Source organism: Pseudomonas shirazensis, assembly GCF_014268785.2.
GTDB classification, from domain to species: Bacteria; Pseudomonadota; Gammaproteobacteria; order Pseudomonadales; family Pseudomonadaceae; genus Aquipseudomonas; species Aquipseudomonas shirazensis.
Genome location: NZ_JABWRD020000003.1, coordinates 287742 through 306787 on the forward strand (window position 1 = coordinate 287742; position 19046 = coordinate 306787).

A 19046-nucleotide genomic window follows, 5' to 3' on the forward strand; every position below is an offset into this window, starting at 1 on the left:
TGCGTTAACTAACGATAATTATTCGCGATTGTTACAGAGGCGGGTGGCCGCACGCAATCGACGTCTATCGGATAGCTATTACCAACTGTGACTCTGAGCCTTGCGCCGGCGCCATTGCTGCAGGCGCGTGCTCAGTTGCAGGGGGCTGTCGAGCTGCTGCCGGCGGGCCTGGCTGAACAGGATCAGGGCCAACTCGGCGGTGACCTGGGCGTCGGCACTGGCATGATGGCGCTCATCCACCTGCAGGCCGAAGTGGCCGATCCAGTCGTCCAGGCCGGCCTCGCGCATTACCGTGTCGGGGTTGAGCATCGGCGCGATTTCGGCCACGTCGTAAAAGCTGTGCTGCAAGCGATGGCCGAGGCTGTCTTTCAAGGCGCGGCCGAGCATGTGCTGATCGAACGGCGCGTGGAACGCCAGCAGTGGGCTGTCGCCGATGAACTCGAGCAGCTCCAGCAGCGCCGTTGCCGGTGCTGAGCCGGCGGCCAGGGCATCCGGGCCGAGGCCGTGGATCAACACGCTGGGGTTGGTCTTCTGCGCCGGGCGGTGCAAGGTGCGCTCGAACTGCTGGCTGAAATCGATGGCACCGTCTTCGATCGCCACCGCACCGATCGACAGCACCTGATCACGGTTTAGGTTGAGCCCGCTGGTTTCCAGGTCGATGACCACCCAGCGCTGCTCGCGCAGCGGATGCACGCCTGGCGGCGCTGGCTTGGGCAATTGCGCCAGGCGCTGGCGCATCGCCGGGTCGACGGCGGCAGGCAGGGAAGGGCGTAGCCAGGTAAACAGACTCATAGCTGGTACCGCAGGGCCAGGCTGCTTTGCAGGCGTTGAGCCTGGCGCAGCGACTCACGCAGGATCCGTCGATCGAGCTGGTTGAGGCTGTCCGGGTCGAGCCGGTTGGAGTAGGCCTGGTTGGCGCGGCTCTGGCGTTGATGCTGCTGCATGCGAGTCTGCTGGATGAAGTGGTATGCCTCTTCGAAGGCGGCGCCGTCCAGGGCATCGATGACTTCTCTGGCGACCAGCTGACGCAGGCGTTCGAGGGTGTTGCAGGCGCCAATGCCGTTGGCCAGGGCGAGCAGACGGGCGCCGTCGACAAACGGCGTCAGGCCCTGCACCTTGAGGTCGAGGGTGGCGGCCTTGTCGGTGCCTTGGCGGGTCAGTACGAAGTCGCGCAGACGCCCCACTGGTGGCCGCTGGCGCAAGGCATTGTCGGCCATCATGCGCTGGAAAATGCGGTTGTCGCGGACCTGGGCAAGCATGCCCTGGCGCAATTGTTCGACCGCCTGCTCATCGCCCCAGACCGCGCGCAGGTCAAAGTAGATGGAAGAGCCGAGCAGGTTTTCCGGGCTGGCCTCGCGGACGAACCCGGCAAAGCGCCGCGCCCACTCGCTGCGCGACAGGCACAGGTCGGGGTTGCCGGCCATGATATTGCCTTGGCACAAGCTGAAACCACACTGCGCCAGGCACTGGTTGATGTACTGCGCCAACGGCAGCAGGGCGCGCCGATGGGCGTCGGCCTGGGCAGTATCGTCGGCCTCGAACAGGATGCCGTTGTCCTGATCGGTGAACAGGGTTTGTTCACCGCGGCCTTCACTGCCAAAACACAACCAGCTGAACGCTACGCCGGGATCGCCACGCTCGGCCAGGGCCAGCTCGATCACCCGGCACACGGTGTGGTCGTTGAGCAGGGTGATGATCTGGGTGATCTGCGTCGACGAAGCTCCGTGGGCGAGCATGCGCTCGACCAGCTGGCTGATCTCGCCGCGCAGCGACACCAAGGTGTCCAGCCGTGGCGCATGGCGGATGGTGCGCGCCAGATGGACCAGGTCGACCCGCTGCAAGGAGAACAGATCACGCTCCGACACCACCCCGCACAGGCGCCGCTCATGCACCAGGCAGACGTGGGCAATATGCCGCTCGGTCATCGCCATGGCCGCATCGAACGCAGTCGCATCCGGCGCCAGGTAAAACGGCGCGGCGGTCATGTGCAGGGCAATCGGCGCGCTCAGTTCGGCGCTGGCATCGGCCACTACCTGACGCAGGTCGCGCAGGGTAAAGATCCCGATCGGAAAGCGCTGCGGGTCGATGATCACGATGCTGCCGACCTGCTGTTCGTGCATCAGGCGCACCGCTTCGCGCAAGGGCATATCCGGAGTGCACACCACCGGGTGACGCATGGCCAGCTCGCCCAGCGGTGTATTCAGGGAATATTGGCTGCCGAGGGTTTCTACCGCACGGTGGCGCACCTGCTGATTGACCTGATCGAGGAGACTGCTGACGCCGCGCAGCGCAAAATCACGAAACACATCCGACATCGAGAACAGGCGAATGAACGCGGCTTTGTTCAGCTGCAGGCAGAAGGTGTCCTCGCCGGCAACGTGCTCGGTGCGGGTCGCACGCTCGCCAAGCAAGGCCGCCAGCGGGAAGCATTCGCCGCTGGTGATCTCGAAGGTGGTTTCCACCCCGGCCTGGCTGACGTGCTGGCGCTCACCGACCACGCGCCCTTGCTTGACGATGTAGAAGTGCTCGACCGGGCCATCGGCGGGCTTGATGATGCTTTCGCCGCTGGCGTGGAAGCGCAGTTGGCACTGCTCCACCAGAAAGGCCAGATGGCTGTGTTCCATCTGCTTGAACGGCGGGAAGCGCTGCAGGAACTGCAATGTGCCCTGGATGTTCTGCAACACCGCGGTTCTGCCGGCTTGGCTGTAGGCGTCCTTTTTACTCATGAGCTGACCGTATCGCTGTGCCGATCTATATATATCTGACTATATATAGTGAAGTCGGCCTTGTTGTTCTCGGTCCCCATGGTCGGCTGGCGGCCGGTTCGTGCCCATTGGACGTAAGTCTATGAGGGCATAACGCCCGTTCGGCGACGTAGGCTGCACGGGCGGATAGCACATTCGGCGAATTTGTGGTCATACGCTGTGCAGACGATATTTCAACGGGAAGACCATGGCTGAGCATGACGACATTCTGAGTGACGCCGAGCGCGAGGCGTTGGCCTTGGTCAGCGCGCCACCACCGCAACTGCCGGTGGTGCTGGTGGTGGACGACGACATCCTCAGCCGTAGGGCCCTGGCCTGGTATCTGAATCGCAAAGGTATCCGCTGCATCAGTGCGTCGAGCGCATTGGCTGCGTTGCGGGCACTCAGGCGTGAACCGCGTATTGGCATGATGATCACCGATCTGCGCATGGGGCCAGTGGATGGGCTTGAACTGATCAAGCAGATTCGCAGTTCGGTGCGGGCAGATCTGCCCATTGTAGTGGTGTCGGGGGAATCGCAGGTGCCAGAGGCCGTCAAGGCGATGCACCTTGGGGTGCTGGACTTCATGGTCAAGCCGCCGGATCTGGACAAGCTGTTGCGGCTGGTGAGGAAGGAATTGCGGATCGAGTGAAGCTGGGGGCCGCTGTGCGGCCCCAGCATTCTCCACTTACAACCCGTTGCGCGCCTTGAACTCGCGGCGGCGACGGTGCAGCACCGGCTCGGTATAGCCGTTCGGCTGCTTGGCACCTTCGAGCACCAACTCCAGCGCTGCCTGGAAGGCAACGTTGTCGTCGAAGTTCGGCGCCATTGGCCGGTACGAGCTGTCGGCAGCGTTCTGCTGATCGACCACTGCCGCCATGCGCTTGAGGCTTTCCAGCACCTGCTCTTCGCGCACGATGCCGTGGCGCAGCCAGTTGGCGAGCAATTGTGCGGAGATACGCAGGGTGGCGCGGTCTTCCATCAGGCCGACGTTGTTGATGTCCGGCACCTTCGAACAGCCCACACCGTGGTCAATCCAGCGCACGACATAGCCGAGGATGCCCTGGGCGTTGTTGTCCAGCTCGTTGCGAATTTCTTCGTCGGACCAGTTGGTGTCGGCTGCCAGCGGGATGGTCAGAATGTCATCGACCGAGGCCGGCGCGCGCTTGGCCAGTTCCGCCTGACGCGCCTGCACATCAACCTGGTGGTAGTGCAGGGCGTGCAGTACCGCGGCGGTCGGTGACGGCACCCAGGCGGTGTTGGCACCGGCCAATGGGTGAGCGATCTTCTGTTCGAGCATGGCCGCCATCAGGTCAGGCATGGCCCACATGCCCTTGCCGATCTGGGCACGGCCTTGCAGGCCAGTGGCGAGGCCGACATCGACGTTGTTGTTCTCGTAGGCGCCGATCCACTTCTCGTTCTTCATGGCGCCCTTGCGCACAACGGCGCCGGCTTCCATCGAGGTATGGATTTCGTCGCCGGTACGGTCAAGGAAGCCGGTGTTGATGAACACCACGCGCTCGGCCGCAGCCTTGATGCACGACTTGAGGTTGACCGTGGTACGGCGCTCCTCGTCCATGATGCCGACCTTCATGGTGTTGCGCGGCATCTGCAGCACGTCTTCGACGCGGCTGAAGATTTCTGCGGCAAACGCCACTTCTTCCGGACCGTGCATTTTAGGTTTGACGATATAGACGCTGCCGGTGCGGCTGTTCTTGCGGGTGGTGGTGCCCTTGAGGTTGTGCAAGGCGATCAGACCGGTGAACAGGCCATCCTGGATGCCTTCCGGGATCTCATTGCCCTGCGCGTCGAGGATCGCCGGGTTGGTCATCAGGTGACCAACGTTGCGCACGAACAGCAGCGAGCGACCGTGCAGGCTGACGCTGCCGCCGTTCGGTGCGGTGTACTCGCGGTCCGGATTCATGGTCCGGGTGAAGGTCTTGCCGCCCTTGCTGACGCTTTCCGACAGGTCGCCTTTCATCAGGCCCAGCCAGTTGCGGTAAACCACTACCTTGTCGTCGGCATCGACTGCGGCAACCGAGTCTTCGCAGTCCATGATGGTGGTCAGGGCCGATTCCATCAGGATGTCTTTGACTGCGGCGGCATCAGTGCTGCCGACCGGGGTGCTGGCGTCGACCTGGATTTCGAAGTGCAGGCCGTTGTGCTTGAGCAGGACTGCGGTTGGCGCGCAGGCCTCGCCACGGTAGCCGATCAACTGTGCATCGTCGCGCAGGCCGCTGTTGCTGCCGCCCTTGAGCGCGACCACGAGCTTGCCGGCATCGATGCGGTAGCCGGTGGAGTCAACGTGCGAGCCGGCAGCCAGAGGCGCGGCCTGATCGAGGAAGGCGCGGCCGAAGGCGATGACCTTGTCACCACGGACCTTGTTGTAGCTCTGGCCTTTTTCGGCGCCACCTTCTTCGCTGATAGCGTCGGTGCCATACAGCGCGTCATACAGCGAACCCCAGCGCGCGTTGGCGGCGTTGAGGGCGAAACGCGCGTTCATCACCGGTACTACCAGCTGTGGGCCGGCCATGCGGGCGATTTCTTCGTCGACGTTTTGCGTGGTTGCCTGGAAGTCTTCTGCTGCTGGCAGCAGGTAACCGATTTCCTGGAGGAATGCCTTGTAGGCTGCGGCGTCGTGAGCCTGGCCTTGACGCGCCTGGTGCCAGGCGTCGATCTGGGCTTGCAGCTGGTCGCGTTTGGCGAGCAGGTCTTTATTCTTCGGAGCGAGGTCGTTGATGATCTTTTCCGCACCGAGCCAGAAATCCTTGGCGACGATGCCGGTGCCTGGGATGGCTTCGTTGTTGACGAAGTCGTACAGCACCTTGGCGACCTGAAGGCCACCGACTTGAACGTGTTCAGTCATTGCTTGCCTCACTCTGCTCAGCTATTTCGCTCATCGTATTAAGCCTGTAGCGCTTCTTCAAACACGCACCAGTACATGCCCGCAGGCGGCTGGGTGCGGCCTGCCAGACGCGCTGGCGGGCGGTTTGCGTATTTTCACAGGCGCCATCGGCAGACATCCAGTCGACGTTTTGTAGTCCGCGTCGGGGCATACTACATGAAGCAGCAGGCGGGTGAACATCAGACTAAAAGCGTCGCTGTGCGACCATTTGGTCGCATAGGGTCACGCTGGGAAGCCGCATGTTCGCAAAAAACAGGTAGATTGTTCCAGATAAATCTTGAAACAGTACACGATTAGTCATTCGGACTGCCCTGCGGCAGGTTGCCACAGCTTGCCTATACTCACTCGATTGCCAGCCTTTGCGCCGTGTTCGGCCTGGCTGAAACCTTGGCAGGGCAGAGGAGTACGCAGTGGACCACCTAGTATTGACCGTGATCGCCCCTGACCAGGCCGGGCAGGTAGAACGGATTGCCCAGTGCATCGCCAGCCACAACGGCAACTGGCTGGAAAGCCGCATGTCGCGCATGGCCGGGCAGTTTGCCGGGATCCTGCGGGTGGCGGTGCCGACTGAGTCCCACGCTGAATTGGTCAAAGCGCTGGAGCAACTGATCAGCCACAACATCCGCGTGCTGATCGCCGAGAGCGGCGCTGAGCCTGCGGCTAACTGGAAGCCAATCAGTATGGAACTGGTGGGCAATGACCGCCCAGGTATCGTTCGCGACATTACCCGATTGCTGGCAGACAAGGGGGTAAATCTGGAGCGCTTCACCACTGAAGTGCGCCCGGCGCCGATGAGCAGCGAGCCACTGTTCCACGCCAACGCGCTGCTGGCGTTGCCGATGGCGCTTTCGTTGGAGGATCTGCAGCAGAGCCTGGAAGCGCTGGCCGATGATTTGATGGTCGAACTTGAGCTGCGCGCAGAGGAGTAGGTGGGTGCATTGGGGCTGCTTTGCAGCCCTTTCGCGACACGAGGCCGCTCCTACAAAAATCCGCGCCAACCAGTCGTACGCGGTCCCTGTAGGAGCGGCTTGTGTCGCGAAGGGGCGCATAGCGCCCCCAGCAGTGCTACGAGGCAATGCGGTTATCCCTGATTTACGGGGACGTCCCTGTGGATAACCTGGGGGCGTACCGCTTCAGCCCAATGCCCACGCCGCTTGCCGAGGATTGAGCAAAAAACGCTCAGTAATCAGGTGCTTGTGCACAAAGCGCGGGGATCAGCATGTGGATAACCTCTGGAGAGGTTGCTGCAGGCCACGCCAGCTGTGGCCTGCAGGCTTTTGGTCATTTATTGATCAGGTGCGCTTGCGCACTTTAAGCCAGGCATCCACGCTGTACAGCGCCAAACCGGCCCAGATGAACATGAATGCGACCAGCGTGCTCGACGACAGGTGCTCGTCAAACAGCAGCACCGCCTGCAACAGCACCAGGCTCGGTGCCAGGTACTGCAGGAAGCCCAAGGTGGTATAGGGCAGGTGTCGCGCGGCTGCGTTGAAGCACACCAACGGGATCAGCGTGACCGGCCCGGCGGCAATCAGCCAGAGCGCTTCAGTGCTGCTGAAGAAATCCCCCTGCGTGCTGCTGGCAGCCGGGTGCAGCAACAGCCAGCCTGCGGCTAGCGGTACCAGCATCCAGGTTTCCACCACCAGCCCGGGCAGTGCCGCGACGGGTGCCTGCTTGCGAATCAGCCCATAGAAGCCAAAGGTCAGCGCCAGCACCAGCGACACCCACGGCAGGCTGCCAACCTGCCACACCTGCTGCGCGACCCCGACCGCTGCCAGGCCGACCGCCAGCCACTGCAGCCGCCGCAAACGCTCGCCGAGCAGGAGCATGCCCAGCAGCACGTTGATCAATGGGTTGATGTAATAGCCGAGGCTGGCTTCGAGCATGCGCCCGTTGTTTACCGCCCAAACATAGGTCAGCCAGTTGCCGGCGATCAGCGTACCGCTCAGGGCGAGGATTGCCAGGCGCTTGGGGTGGTCGCGCAACTCGCGCCACCAGCCGGGGTGCTTCCACACCAGCAGTAACAGCGAACCGAACAACGCCGACCAGAGCACCCGGTGGACGATGATCTCGACCGCCGGCACGCTCTGAATGGCTTTGAAGTACAGCGGGAACAGGCCCCAGATGATGTAGGCCGTCAGGCCGAGAATATACCCGCGACGCGGGTTTGCAGCGTGCATGCCGAATCCTTGCTTAGGTAGCTAAATAACAGCACCTATTGTAGACAGACCTGCACCTGCTCCTAGAACAATTTCAGCGGCGCTTCGTCCAGCGCCGAGATCTGCTCACGCAACGCCAGGATCTGATCGCCCCAGTAGCGCGGCTGGCCAAACCAGGGGAAGCTGCGCGGGAACGCCGGGTCGTCCCAGCGCCGCGCCAGCCAGGCGCTGTAGTGCAACTGGCGCAAGGCCCGCAGCGGCTCGATCAGCGGCAGCTCGCGCGGGTCGAAGTCGTGGAACTCGTTGTAGCCGTCGATCAGCTCGGCCAACTGGCCCAGGCGTTCTTCGCGGCTGCCGGCGAGCATCATCCACAGGTCCTGCACTGCCGGGCCCGTCCGGCAGTCGTCCAGATCGACCAAATGGTAGGCGTCTTCGCGGTGCATGATGTTGCCTGGGTGGCAGTCGCCGTGCAGGCGGATGGCCTGGTGCGGGGTGCGCGCGTAGATCGCTTCAACCCGTTTGAGCAGATCGCGAGCGACCGATTCATAAGCTGGTAGCAGTTCCTTGGGCACGTAGTTGCCGTCGAGCAAGGTCTGCAGCGAGGCATGCCCGAAGTTATCCACAGCGAGCGACTCACGGTGCACGAACGGCCGCGTGGCGCTGACTTTGTGCAGGCGCCCGAGCAACTGGCCTAGGGTATACAGCTGGTCGAGATTGCCCGGCTCTGGCGCCCGGCCGCCGCGGCGTGGGAACAAGGCAAAGCGAAAGCCCTGATGTTCGAACAGGCTCTGGCCTTCATGGCTGATTGGCGCCACGACCGGCACTTCGCAGTCGGCAAGCTCGGCGGTAAAGGCATGTTCTTCGTGGATCTGTGCGTCGGTCCAACGCCCCGGCCGATAGAACTTGGCGATCAGCGGCTGCTGGTCTTCGATGCCTACCTGATAGACCCGGTTCTCGTAACTGTTGAGCGCCAGCACGCGGGCATCGCTGAGAAAGCCCAGGCTTTCTACCGCATCAAGGACCAGGTCGGGGGTGAGGGTATCGAAAGGGTGGGACATTGGAGCTCCGCAGGGCGACATCGTGAGCACCATGGTACTCCATTACCCCTCGCACCGGAGGTCGCTAGGCCGGCACGCCCAGCAGTACATAAGCGGGATGGAACTGCGCACGTAGTTCGCTGCCGGTGGTCACCCCATGAGCTGTCAGCCACTGGCTCTCGGCAAAAGCGCAGAGGGTCTGGCCATTACTCAGTTGTAGGCGCACTTCGCAGCTGGCCTCTTCTTCAGCGAGCACTTCTGCGACCGTGGCGCCGAGCGTGTTGCTGCCTGGTTCTGCGGTGTCCTCCGGGCCGAGCAAGTGCACCCAGCCGGCCTTGAGCAAGGCCACTACCTTGCTGCCTGGCGCCAGTTCCAGCCGCTCGGTGCTGTCGCGGGTGATCAGCGCTTGAATCTGCAGCCCGCCACTCAGCGCCAGGGTCACCCGGTCATGCCGACCTTCGCTGCTCACTGCGCTGACCTCACCCTGCAACTGATTGCGCGCGCTGGTGCGCAGCATCAGCCGGCCGAGCAGGTCAAGGTCGCTACTGTGTTCGGCGGCCTCGAGCACTTGCGCCTGCAGCGCTTGCAGGCGCAAGTAAAGGCGCAGCACGCGCTGGCCCTCTGTAGACAACTGCGCGCCGCCACCACCACGGCCGCCGGTGCTGCGCACGACCAAGGGCTGCGCGGCAAGGTTGTTGAGCTCGTCGATGGCGTCCCAGGCGGACTTGTAACTGATCCCGGCAGCCTTCGCCGCGCGGGTGATCGAGCCCTGCTCGGCGATGTGCTGCAGCAAGGCGATGCGCTGCGGGCGGCGGGCGATGTGTTGGGTGAGCTGGGTGGGCAGAGACATGCGCTTGAGCCAGGCGGTGTGAGACTGGCGAAGTTGCCTCCCGTAGCGTCATCAGTCAACCCCGGCGCCCGCTCAGGCCTGGCCAGGTTTGGCCGTCCGCGCCAGGCAATAGACATCGACCCGCTGGGCGCCAGCCTTGCGCAGCAGCTTGGCAATGGCCTGGGCAGTGGCGCCGGTGGTCAGCACGTCGTCGACCACTGCCAGGTGCCGCCCTTCGACATCAACGCCAGGCGCCAGGGTAAACGCCTCACGCAGATTGCGCCGGCGCGCCCTGGCGCCGAGTTTTTGCTGGGCCGGGGTGTCGCGGCTACGCAGCAGCCAGCGCTCGTTGCAGGCGATGCCCAGTTGGCCTGACAGCCAGCGCGCAAGCATACCGGCCTGATTGAAGCCGCGCTGGCGCAGCCGACGCGCCGCCAAAGGCACTGGCAACAAGTATTCCGGCCTGGGCAAGCCTTCGGCGTAGCGATGCGCCAAGGCATCCCCGAGCAAGCCCGCCAGCAAACGACCGAGGGGCCACTGCCCGCGATGCTTGAAGCGACTGATCAGGCTGTCCAGCGGGAAGCCGAAATGCCACGGCGCAATCACCTGGCTGAAGGCCGGTGGCCTGCGGTGGCAGGGGCTGCAATGCAGGCCGGCGATGGCCAGCGGTAACGCACAGCGCAGGCATTGCTCCTCCAGCCAGGGCAATTCCTGCTCGCAGACGCTGCACAGTGGGTAGGGCTGATAAGTGGGTTCATCACACAGCAAACACATTTGATTAATATTTGTACATTTGTAAACCAGCCATCTGAGTATTGGTTGACAGTCCATGGCCCTTCCGTAAATATTGCGCCTATCCGTGATGCGCTGGCGGCTTTCTTGGCCTGCGCGCCAGTCAGAGCCTAGATAAGGAAACGCCGATGAGCGCCAGCACAATTGCTACAACACGTCACGACTGGGGCCTGGCCGAGGTCAAGGCGCTGTTCCAGCAGCCCTTTAATGATTTGTTGTTCCAGGCGCAAAGCGTGCACCGCGCGCATTTCGATCCCAACCGTGTGCAGGTCTCGACCCTGCTGTCGATCAAGACCGGCGCCTGCCCGGAAGACTGCAAATACTGTCCGCAGTCCGGCCACTACAACACCGGGCTGGAAAAGCAAAAGCTGATGGAAGTGCAAAAGGTGCTGGAAGAGGCCGCCCGCGCCAAAGCCATCGGCTCGACGCGCTTCTGCATGGGCGCGGCCTGGAAGCATCCGTCGGCCAAAGACATGCCTTACGTGCTGGAGATGGTCAAAGGGGTCAAGGCATTGGGCCTGGAAACCTGCATGACCCTCGGCAAGCTAGACCAGGACCAGACCGCCGCGCTGGCCCAGGCTGGCCTGGACTACTACAACCACAACCTCGACACCTCGCCTGAGTTCTACGCCAGCATCATCACCACCCGCACCTACAGCGAGCGCCTGCAGACCCTGGCCTATGTGCGTGACGCCGGCATGAAGATCTGCTCCGGCGGCATCCTCGGCATGGGTGAGTCGCTGGACGACCGCGCCGGGCTGCTGATTCAGCTGGCCAACCTGCCCGAGCATCCTGAGTCGGTACCGATCAACATGCTGGTCAAGGTTGCCGGCACGCCGCTGGCTGAAGAAGCCGACGTCGACCCGTTCGATTTCATCCGTATGCTCGCGGTCGCACGGATTCTCATGCCCAAGTCGCACGTACGGCTGTCAGCCGGGCGTGAGCAGATGAACGAGCAGATGCAGGCGCTGGCCTTCATGGCCGGGGCCAACTCGATCTTCTACGGGGAAAAACTGCTGACCACGGCCAACCCACAAGCCGACAAGGACATGCAGCTGTTCGCCCGCCTCGGGATCAAGCCGGAAGCGCGCGAAGAGCACGCTGACGAAGTGCATCAGGCAGCCATCGAGCAGGCCCTGGTCGAGCAGCGCAGCAGCGAGATGTTCTACGACGCAGCGTCGGCCTGAAATGGCCTTTGACCTCACCGCGCGCCTGGCCGAACGGCGTGCGGCCGATCTGTATCGGCAACGGCCGCTGCTGCAGACCGCGCAGGGGCCGCAGGTGGTGGTCGACGGCCAGCCGCTGCTGGCCTTCTGCAACAACGATTACCTCGGCCTGGCCAATCATCCTGAGGTGATCGCTGCCTGGCGCGCCGGCGCCGAGCGCTGGGGTGTTGGTGGCGGTGCTTCGCATCTGGTCATCGGCCACAGCACCCCGCATCACCAGCTTGAAGAAGCCCTGGCCGAGCTGACCGGGCGGCCGCGTGCGCTGCTGTTTTCCACCGGCTACATGGCCAACCTCGGTGCCATCACCGCGTTGGTCGGACAGGGCGACACGGTGCTGCAAGACCGCCTCAACCACGCTTCGCTGCTCGATGGCGGCCTGCTCAGCGGTGCGCGCTTCAATCGTTATCTGCACAACGATGTGCAGAGCCTGGCCAGCCGCCTGCAGCGGGCGACCGGCAATACCCTGGTGGTTACCGATGGCGTGTTCAGCATGGATGGCGATCTCGCCGACCTGCCCGCACTGGCCGCGACCGCCCGCGCAGCGAATGCCTGGCTGATGGTCGATGATGCCCACGGCCTCGGCACCCTGGGCGCCAACGGCGGCGGAATTGTCGAGCACTTCGGCCTTGGTCTGGAGCAGGTGCCCGTGTTGATCGGCACCCTCGGCAAAGCCTGCGGCACCGCAGGTGCGTTTGTTGCCGGCAGTGATGATTTGATCGAGGCACTGGTGCAGTTCGCTCGGCCCTACATCTACACCACCAGCCAACCGCCGGCGCTGGCCTGCGCCACGCTCAAGAGCCTGCAGCTGCTGCGTGACGAAAGCTGGCGGCGCGAGCAGTTGGCGGCGTTGATCCGCCAGTTCCGCGAGGGGGCAGAGCAGATCGGCCTGCAACTGATGGACAGTCAGACGCCGATTCAGCCGATCCTGATCGGCGACAGCGGCCGTGCTGTGCGCCTGTCGCAGATGCTGCGCGAACGCGGCTTGCTGGTGACCGCTATCCGCCCGCCGACAGTACCAGCCGGCAGTGCGCGGCTGCGGGTGACCTTGAGCGCGGCGCACACCGAGGCGCAGGTGCAGCTATTGTTGAATGCATTGGCAGACTGTTATCCACAACTGGAGCGCGCCGATGCGTAATCGCCTGATTCTCTTGCCCGGCTGGGGGCTGGGTACTGCTGCACTGCATCCATTGGCGGCAAGCCTGCGCGCGCAGGATTCGCGCTTGCAGGTCGACCTGCTGCCGCTGCCGGAATTGCCCGACGGCGATGTCCAGGCCTGGGTCGAGCATCTTGATCGCACCCTGCCCCAGGATACCTGGCTGGGCGGGTGGTCACTGGGCGGGATGCTTGCCAGCGAACTGGCGCGCAAGCGCGGTGATCGCTGCTGCGGCCTGCTGACCCTGGCCAGTAATCCTAGTTTCGTAAGCCGCGCCGACTGGCCGCACGGCATGCCGGCAGACACCTTCAGCACCTTTGTCGACGGCTGTCGCAGCCATCTGCAGGTCACCCTGAAGCGCTTTCGCTCGTTGTGTACCCAGGGCGCGCCGGATCAACTGGCCGTGCTCAAGCAACTCAATGTCGGCCTGCCGAGCACTGATCCGCTGTACCTGATGAGCGGCCTGAAGGTGCTGGGCAAGCTGGATACCCGCGACGCCTTGGTGGAGTACACCGGGCCGCAGTTGCACCTGTTTGCCGGCAGCGATGTGCTGGTCCCGGCAGAGGCAGCCAAGGCGCTGTGCGAGCTGGTCCCGGACGTCGAGGTCGGTCTGGTTGAAAACACCTCGCATGCCTTCCTGCTGGAATATCCGCAGGATCTGGCGGCGGGCATCAAGAATTTTTTGCACGAGAGCGGCGATGACTGATCTGTCCCATCCGACCCTGCCGGGCGGCTTGCCTGACAAACGCCAGGTGGCGGCGTCGTTTTCTCGCGCTGCTGCCAGTTATGACAGCGTTGCCGCGTTGCAGCGCGCCGTCGGTGTGGCTTTGCTCGAGCAGTTGCCGGCTGATCTGACCCCAAGCCGCTGGCTCGACCTGGGCAGCGGCACCGGTCACTTCAGCCGCGTGCTGGCCGAGCGCTTTGCCGGCGCTGTCGGCGTGGCCGTGGACATTGCCGAAGGCATGCTGGGTCACGCTCGGCAGCAAGGTGGCGCGCAGTTTCACGTGGTCGGCGATGCCGAACGCCTGCCGCTGCAGGACGCCAGTGTCGATTTGATTTTCAGTAGCCTGGCCGTGCAGTGGTGCAGCCAGTTCGCCAGCGTGCTCAGCGAAGCACAGCGGGTGTTGCGCGCTGGTGGAGTGCTGGCGCTCAGCAGCCTGTGCGTAGGCACTCTGGAAGAGTTGCGCGCCAGTTGGCAGGCAGTAGACGGCATGATCCACGTCAACCGCTTCCGCCGGTTTGACGATTACCAGCGGCTATGTGCCGGCAGCGGCCTGCAGCTGCTCGATCTGCAACAGCGTGCGCAGGTGCTGCACTACCCCGATGTACGCAGCCTGACCCATGAATTGAAGGCGCTGGGTGCGCATAACCTCAATCCCGGCCGGCCGGCTGGCCTAACGGGGCGGGCGCGCATGCAGGGTTTGCTGCAGGCCTACGAACACTGGCGCCAGCCGTCCGGCCTGCCGGCCACCTATCAGGTGGTGTATGCCGTGCTGCGCAAGCCGCTGCAGGCTGGGGAATGACATGAGCCAAGCGTATTTCATTGCCGGTACCGACACAGACGTGGGCAAGACCACCATCGCTGCCGGCTTGCTCCATGCGGCCCGCCTGCAAGGCTTGAGCACCCTTGCGGCCAAGCCAGTCGCGTCGGGGTGCGCGGTGACCAGCAAGGGCCTGCGCAATGCCGATGCGCTTGCCCTGATCGATCAAAGCACACTCCAGTTGCCTTATGACCGGGTCAATCCGTTCGCTTTCGAGCCAGCGATCGCCCCGCACCTGGCTGCGCGCGAAGCGGGCGTGGCGCTGGCGGTGCCCGCTTTGCTCAAGGCGATGCAGGGGATTCTGGCAGAGGGCGCCGACTTCACCTTGATCGAAGGTGCCGGCGGTTGGCGGGTGCCGTTGTCGGACCATGCCAACCTGTCCGATCTGGCGATCGCGCTGAAGCTACCGGTGATCCTGGTGGTCGGCGTCCGCCTGGGCTGCATCAATCACGCGCTGTTAAGTGCCGAAGCAATTGCCCGCGATGGCCTGCAGCTGGCCGGCTGGGTGGCCAATGTGATTGAGCCGCGCACCTCGCGGCTGGAAGAAAACCTGGCCAGCCTCGCCGAACGCCTACCCGCGCCGTGCCTGGGGCGGGTGCCCAAACTCAAGCAAGCCAGCGCCGATGCCGTGGCCGAACATCTGCAGCTTGATCTGCTTGATTAAGCTCCGTCCGCATACCCTCGGTCTATCAGCTGGCACTAGGCTATTAGCGATTTAAACGGGCCTTTTCGGCGTTGGCCTGCTTTAATGAAGTTTGTCCGTTATCCAGCGTCATCGGAGTTTTGACATGGAAATCACCGGTAGCTCTGCCTACTACGCAGGTCTTGGCGCCATTCAGGCGGGCCAGAACCGCGTTGATCAGGCCGCCAGCCAGATCGCCAACGGCACCGTCGAACGTGCCGCCACCAGCCAGTCCAGCGACTATCAGGCCGAGCGCTTGCGCGCTGTCGACCGCAGCCAGCAAATGGACATGGCCACCAGCACGGTGCAGTTGGCGCTGGGCAAGACTGAAGTCGAGCTTGGTGTGAAAGTCGCCAAGGCTTCCGACGAACTGCTCGGCCGCTTCATCGACACCTACGCCTGATTGCTAATCTCGCTGAAACCTCTGCGGGCCTGACTGCGATGGCGCTGACCAGACAACACCGTTGTCTGCTCGGTTGCCCTCTGCAGTCAGGCCCGCAGTTGCATTTACGGGTGCATGGCAGATACGCCATGTTTCGCGACATAAATGGCACCATAGTCCCTTCTTGACTTTGTTTGCACCTAAACGTAAGTTTCAAACAACTGTTTGATCGAGTGCCGGTTGCTGTCGGCGCTCACTCCACCGGACTCCTCAAGAGGTTCATCGCAATGCCTGAATACAAAGCCCCTCTGCGTGATATTCGCTTCGTTCGCGACGAACTGCTCGGCTATGAAGCGCACTACCAGAGCCTGCCGGGTTGCGAGGAAGCCACGCCCGACATGGTCGCTGCGATCCTTGAGGAAGGTGCCAAGTTCTGCGAGAACGTGCTGGCGCCGCTGAACCGCGTTGGCGACCTTGAAGGCTGCAAGTGGAGCGAGTCGGGTGTGCAGACCCCGACTGGCTTCAAGGAAGCCTACAAACAGTTCGTCGAAGGCGGCTGGCCGAGCCTGGCCCATGATGTTGCTCACGGCGGCCAGGGCCTGCCTGAGTCGCTGGGCCTGGCGGTCAGCGAGATGGTCGGTGAAGCCAACTGGTCTTGGGGCATGTACCCAGGCCTGTCCCATGGCGCGATGAACACCATTTCCGAGCACGGCACCGCCGAGCAGCAGGACACCTACCTGAGCAAACTGGTCACCGGTGAATGGACCGGCACCATGTGCCTGACCGAGCCGCACTGCGGCACTGACCTGGGCATGCTGCGGACCAAGGCTGAGCCGCAGGCGGATGGCTCTTACAAGGTTTCCGGGACCAAGATCTTCATCTCGGCCGGTGAGCACGACATGGCCGACAACATCGTCCACATCGTGTTGGCGCGGCTGCCGGATGCCCCTGCTGGCACCAAAGGTATTTCGCTGTTCATCGTGCCCAAGTTCCTGCCGAGCGCCGATGGCGCCATCGGCGAGCGCAACGGCGTCAGCTGCGGCTCGCTCGAGCACAAGATGGGCATCCACGGTAACGCCACCTGCGTGATGAACTTCGACGGCGCTACCGGTTACCTGATTGGCCCGGCCAACAAAGGCCTGAACTGCATGTTCACCTTCATGAACACCGCTCGCCTGGGTACCGCGCTGCAAGGCCTGGCCCACGCTGAAGTGGCATTCCAGGGTGGCCTTAAATACGCCCGCGACCGTCTGCAGATGCGCTCGCTGACCGGCCCCAAGGCACCTGAAAAGGCCGCTGACCCGATCATCGTCCACCCTGATGTACGGCGCATGCTGCTGACCATGAAGGCCTTTGCCGAAGGCAACCGGGCGATGGTCTACTTCACCGCGCAGCAGGTCGATATCGTCAAGTACAGCAAGGACGAAGAAGCCCGCAAGAAGGCCGATGCATTGCTGGCCTTCATGACCCCGATCGCCAAGGCGTTCATGACCGAGGTCGGTTTCGAAGCCGCCAACCATGGCGTGCAGATCTACGGCGGCCATGGCTTCATCGCCGAGTGGGGCATGGAGCAGAACGTGCGCGACAGCCGCATCTCGATGCTCTACGAGGGTACCACCGGCATCCAGGCCCTCGACCTGCTCGGGCGTAAAGTGCTGATGACCCAGGGCGAAGCGCTCAAGGGCTTCACCAAGATCGTGCACAAGTTCTGCCAGGCTCAGGAAGGCAACGAAGCGGTCAAGGAATTCGTCGAGCCGTTGGCGGCGATCAACAAGGAGTGGGGCGAACTGACGATGAAAGTCGGCATGGCCGCCATGAAAGACCGTGAAGAGGTCGGTGCCGCGTCGGTCGATTACCTGATGTACTCGGGCTACGCTTGCTTGGCCTACTTCTGGGCTGATATCGCCCGTCTGGCAGCTGAAAAACTCGCCGCCGGCACCAGCGAAGAAGCGTTCTACACCGCCAAGCTGCAGACCGCACGCTTCTACTTCCAGCGTATCCTGCCGCGTACCCGAACCCATGCAGCGACCATGCTGTCCGGTGCCGGTAACCTGATGGCGATGAAAGAAGAAGACTTCGGCCTGGCCATCTAAGCCGCGCTGGCAACATCAAAAACCGCCTGCCCTCACCGGCAGGCGGTTTTTTTGTGAACGCTCGTCCGTGCCGCGTAGCCCCCTGCACAGAAAAAGCTAAGCCTGGCTCCACGCCTGCCGTTAAACATCTGGTGTACTCATCTATTCATGTGCGTTGCCGATGAAGTAAAGGCACAATGCCATTATTGATCTGCCGGGTTGGAGATACCCTTGTTTCAGTTATCCGCTGTACGCGTAAGCCATTTCCTGCCGTCACTGGTGTTACTGGTGTCGGGGCTGGCGGCGGCCTATGTGAGAGACCTCAGCGTCTTCTTCACGTCTTTGTTCAATGTGCTGCCAACCATGGTGCTGCTGCTCGGCGGCGCCTATTGCGCGGTGTATCGCCGGCAGCGTGAGCTGTTTCTGATGGTCACGGTGTATATCGCTTACTACCTGCTCGACACCCAGACTGACTTCTATCGCGACAACGGCCGCGTGCGTGAAGACGCTGCAGTAATCTTCCATCTGGTCTGCCTGCTGCTACCTGCGTTGTTCGGCCTGTTCGCCGCCTGGCAGGAACGCACCCATCTGGCCCAGGACATGCTCGCCCGCTTTGCCGTACTGTTTGCCGTCGGCAGCGTGGCGGTGGCCTTGCAGCAGAGCTTTCCGGAGGCGCTGCTGGGCTGGCTGGCGGAGATCCGCTGGCCGTCGCTGCACGGTCAGTGGATGAGCCTGATCCAGCTGGCGTACCCGGTCTTCGTCATCGTCTTCATCCTGCTGGCGGTGCAGTACCTGCGCCAGCCGCGACCGCTGCATGCGGCGCAGATCATCGGCTTGCTGGGCCTGCTTTGGATGTTGCCGAAAACCTTCATCCTGCCGTTCACCCTGAACATCATGTGCAGCCAGGTCATGCTGATGATTGCCGCAGCGGTCGCCCACGAGGCCTATCAGATGGCCTTCCGCGACGAGCTCACCGGCTTGCCCGGCAGGCGTGCGCTGAACGAGCGTATGCAGCGCTTGGGGCGCAACTACGTGATTGCCATGACCGACGTTGACCACTTCAAGAAATTCAACGATACCCACGGCCACGACGTCGGTGATCAGGTGCTGCGGCTGGTTGCCAGCCGGCTGTCGAAAGTGACGGGGGGCGGTCGGGCTTACCGCTATGGCGGCGAAGAGTTCGCCCTGGTGTTTGCCGGCAAGACTGCCGAAGAATGTCTGCCGCACCTGGAAGCGGTACGCGAGATGATTGCCAACTACGCCATCCAGCTGCGCGACCAGAACAGCCGCCCGCAGGACGATAGCGCCGGCCGGCAACGGCGCAGCGGCTCGGCCAGCGCTACCGTATCGGTCACCATCAGCATCGGCGTGGCCGAACGCTTGATCGACCACCGCAACCCCGAGGCAGTGCTCAAATCTGCCGACGAGGCGCTGTACAGCGCCAAGGCTGCCGGGCGTAACTGTGTAGTGATGTTCGGCCACCAATCACGCCGCGGCGCTGTGCGAATGGCATAACTTAGGTTG

The 19046-nt window shown here is 63.0% G+C and carries 17 protein-coding genes; 10 read left to right on the forward strand and 7 right to left on the reverse strand.

Translation table 11 applies throughout. The features are described 5' to 3' along the window. Positions 1–78: 78 nt before the first annotated feature. Together HU736_RS17220 and HU736_RS17225 are read right to left on the reverse strand one after the other, a co-directional pair. Positions 79–792: a 3'-5' exonuclease gene (locus tag HU736_RS17220; protein WP_186700457.1), complete on the reverse strand. Its 714-nt coding sequence runs from the start codon at positions 790–792 to the stop codon at positions 79–81. Then, a complete protein-coding gene (locus HU736_RS17225; protein WP_186700455.1) occupies positions 789–2726 on the reverse strand; it encodes a DUF294 nucleotidyltransferase-like domain-containing protein in 1938 nt (645 codons plus the stop codon). Before HU736_RS17225 ends, HU736_RS17220 begins: the two co-directional genes overlap by 4 nt. Before the next feature lie 226 nt (positions 2727–2952). Between HU736_RS17225 and HU736_RS17230 the strand changes: the two genes are divergently transcribed. Continuing rightward, complete coding sequence (locus tag HU736_RS17230) at positions 2953–3396, forward strand: response regulator (protein WP_103435226.1); 444 nt, start codon at positions 2953–2955, stop codon at positions 3394–3396. Between the two features lie 36 nt (positions 3397–3432). Here HU736_RS17230 and HU736_RS17235 read toward each other — a convergent pair whose 3' ends face one another. Beyond that, a complete protein-coding gene (locus HU736_RS17235; protein WP_103435225.1) occupies positions 3433–5610 on the reverse strand; it encodes a malate synthase G in 2178 nt (725 codons plus the stop codon). A gap of 449 nt (positions 5611–6059) precedes the next feature. On the opposite strand from HU736_RS17235, the gene HU736_RS17240 reads away from it, so the two are divergent. Continuing rightward, complete coding sequence (locus HU736_RS17240; RefSeq protein WP_101322430.1) at positions 6060–6578, forward strand: glycine cleavage system transcriptional repressor; 519 nt, start codon at positions 6060–6062, stop codon at positions 6576–6578. A gap of 363 nt (positions 6579–6941) precedes the next feature. On the opposite strand, the gene rarD is transcribed toward HU736_RS17240, so the two are convergent. From rarD to HU736_RS17260, 4 genes are all read right to left on the reverse strand, one after another. Then, positions 6942–7829: an EamA family transporter RarD gene (gene rarD, locus HU736_RS17245; RefSeq protein ID WP_186700453.1), complete on the reverse strand. Its 888-nt coding sequence runs from the start codon at positions 7827–7829 to the stop codon at positions 6942–6944. Between the two features lie 62 nt (positions 7830–7891). Next, complete coding sequence (locus tag HU736_RS17250; RefSeq protein ID WP_186700450.1) at positions 7892–8866, reverse strand: serine/threonine protein kinase; 975 nt, start codon at positions 8864–8866, stop codon at positions 7892–7894. A gap of 64 nt (positions 8867–8930) precedes the next feature. Further along, positions 8931–9695: a TOBE domain-containing protein gene (locus HU736_RS17255; protein ID WP_103435223.1), complete on the reverse strand. Its 765-nt coding sequence runs from the start codon at positions 9693–9695 to the stop codon at positions 8931–8933. Positions 9696–9767: 72 nt separating this feature from the next. Further along, positions 9768–10505 carry a ComFC family protein gene (locus HU736_RS17260; protein WP_186700448.1) on the reverse strand — a complete coding sequence of 246 codons (738 nt, stop codon included), beginning with the start codon at positions 10503–10505 and terminating at the stop codon, positions 9768–9770. Positions 10506–10594: 89 nt separating this feature from the next. Between HU736_RS17260 and bioB the strand changes: the two genes are divergently transcribed. From bioB to HU736_RS17300, 8 genes are all read left to right on the forward strand, one after another. Next, positions 10595–11653 carry a biotin synthase BioB gene (gene bioB, locus HU736_RS17265; protein WP_103435221.1) on the forward strand — a complete coding sequence of 353 codons (1059 nt, stop codon included), beginning with the start codon at positions 10595–10597 and terminating at the stop codon, positions 11651–11653. 1 nt (position 11654) lies between these two features. After that, entirely contained in the window at positions 11655–12827 is a 1173-nt protein-coding gene (gene bioF, locus HU736_RS17270; RefSeq protein ID WP_186700446.1) for an 8-amino-7-oxononanoate synthase, read from the forward strand. After that, positions 12820–13551: an alpha/beta fold hydrolase gene (locus HU736_RS17275; protein ID WP_186700444.1), complete on the forward strand. Its 732-nt coding sequence runs from the start codon at positions 12820–12822 to the stop codon at positions 13549–13551. Before bioF ends, HU736_RS17275 begins: the two co-directional genes overlap by 8 nt. Further along, positions 13544–14368 carry a malonyl-ACP O-methyltransferase BioC gene (gene bioC / locus HU736_RS17280; protein ID WP_186700442.1) on the forward strand — a complete coding sequence of 275 codons (825 nt, stop codon included), beginning with the start codon at positions 13544–13546 and terminating at the stop codon, positions 14366–14368. Before HU736_RS17275 ends, bioC begins: the two co-directional genes overlap by 8 nt. 1 nt (position 14369) lies before the next feature. Next, positions 14370–15050, forward strand: a complete 681-nt coding sequence (gene bioD, locus HU736_RS17285; protein WP_186700440.1) for a dethiobiotin synthase — start codon at positions 14370–14372, stop codon at positions 15048–15050. A 124-nt stretch (positions 15051–15174) separates the two neighbouring features. Beyond that, the gene (locus tag HU736_RS17290; RefSeq protein ID WP_101322420.1) at positions 15175–15471 is read left to right on the forward strand and encodes a pyrroloquinoline quinone biosynthesis protein PqqE; all 297 of its coding nucleotides are present in this window, start codon (positions 15175–15177) and stop codon (positions 15469–15471) included. A 266-nt stretch (positions 15472–15737) separates the two neighbouring features. Continuing rightward, entirely contained in the window at positions 15738–17543 is a 1806-nt protein-coding gene (locus HU736_RS17295; RefSeq protein ID WP_186700438.1) for a phenylacyl-CoA dehydrogenase, read from the forward strand. Positions 17544–17753: 210 nt separating this feature from the next. Further along, positions 17754–19037, forward strand: a complete 1284-nt coding sequence (locus HU736_RS17300) for a GGDEF domain-containing protein (RefSeq protein ID WP_103435215.1) — start codon at positions 17754–17756, stop codon at positions 19035–19037. Positions 19038–19046 lie beyond the last annotated feature (9 nt).

Bases quoted from the DNA above. Each gene is read 5' to 3' on its own strand.
- HU736_RS17220 (WP_186700457.1), bottom strand. From the start codon at position 792: ATGAGTCTGTTTACCTGGCTACGCCCTTCCCTGCCTGCCGCCGTCGAC.
- HU736_RS17225 (WP_186700455.1), bottom strand. From the start codon at position 2,726: ATGAGTAAAAAGGACGCCTACAGCCAAGCCGGCAGAACCGCGGTGTTG.
- HU736_RS17230 (WP_103435226.1), top strand. From the start codon at position 2,953: ATGGCTGAGCATGACGACATTCTGAGTGACGCCGAGCGCGAGGCGTTG.
- HU736_RS17235 (WP_103435225.1), bottom strand. From the start codon at position 5,610: ATGACTGAACACGTTCAAGTCGGTGGCCTTCAGGTCGCCAAGGTGCTG.
- rarD (WP_186700453.1), bottom strand. From the start codon at position 7,829: ATGCACGCTGCAAACCCGCGTCGCGGGTATATTCTCGGCCTGACGGCC.
- HU736_RS17250 (WP_186700450.1), bottom strand. From the start codon at position 8,866: ATGTCCCACCCTTTCGATACCCTCACCCCCGACCTGGTCCTTGATGCG.
- HU736_RS17255 (WP_103435223.1), bottom strand. From the start codon at position 9,695: ATGTCTCTGCCCACCCAGCTCACCCAACACATCGCCCGCCGCCCGCAG.
- HU736_RS17260 (WP_186700448.1), bottom strand. From the start codon at position 10,505: ATGGACTGTCAACCAATACTCAGATGGCTGGTTTACAAATGTACAAAT.
- bioB (WP_103435221.1), top strand. From the start codon at position 10,595: ATGAGCGCCAGCACAATTGCTACAACACGTCACGACTGGGGCCTGGCC.
- bioF (WP_186700446.1), top strand. From the start codon at position 11,655: ATGGCCTTTGACCTCACCGCGCGCCTGGCCGAACGGCGTGCGGCCGAT.
- HU736_RS17275 (WP_186700444.1), top strand. From the start codon at position 12,820: ATGCGTAATCGCCTGATTCTCTTGCCCGGCTGGGGGCTGGGTACTGCT.
- bioC (WP_186700442.1), top strand. From the start codon at position 13,544: ATGACTGATCTGTCCCATCCGACCCTGCCGGGCGGCTTGCCTGACAAA.
- bioD (WP_186700440.1), top strand. From the start codon at position 14,370: ATGAGCCAAGCGTATTTCATTGCCGGTACCGACACAGACGTGGGCAAG.
- HU736_RS17290 (WP_101322420.1), top strand. From the start codon at position 15,175: ATGGAAATCACCGGTAGCTCTGCCTACTACGCAGGTCTTGGCGCCATT.
- HU736_RS17295 (WP_186700438.1), top strand. From the start codon at position 15,738: ATGCCTGAATACAAAGCCCCTCTGCGTGATATTCGCTTCGTTCGCGAC.